The organism is Chitinophaga sp. 01L420, from assembly GCF_056399985.1.
Genome location: NZ_JBFTSK010000145.1, coordinates 1 through 503, shown reverse-complemented (window position 1 = coordinate 503; position 503 = coordinate 1). Strand labels below are relative to the sequence as shown.

The window sequence follows — 503 nt, the reverse complement described above, 5'->3', positions numbered from 1 at the left end:
GTTTCACGATACGCAGCGTCGGTTTCTTAGTCACCACGGTGATCACCGGCGTACTTGGAATAGAATCTCCTGTAGCTGGTTTCAGTACGGCAATATTAGATACGGAAGTATTCGTACCTGATCCTACCACACCGATGATATTTACTACGATGGTGTTACCTGCTCCTATGTTCCCTTTCACCAACACACTATTACCACTGCCCGTTGCACCACTTGTTATCTGCGAAGTACCGCTCGCTACTGCCGTCCASGTWACGTTRCCAACCGYYGCWGGTACCGCATCTGTAATGCTTACACCTGCCGCACTGGAAGGACCRGCGTTGGTAGCAGTAATCACATAACGAACTGTATCACCTGCATTCACCTGGGCATTACCTGTCTTCACAATACTTAATTGTGATTGTGCAYTTACCTGCGTTGTAGCCGTTCCATTCACCGTATTATTATTGGCATCTGTTGCACTCGCCGTATTCGTGATGCTACCCCGTATTCGTGATGCTACC

Annotated in this window: 1 protein-coding gene; it reads right to left on the bottom strand. The window is 48.5% G+C overall.

Annotation, left to right across the window (positions count from 1 at the left end; translation table 11 throughout):
* The coding region (locus AC1DP6_RS36535) for a hypothetical protein (RefSeq protein WP_477059318.1) at positions 1–503 on the bottom strand (503 nt) is incomplete at both ends.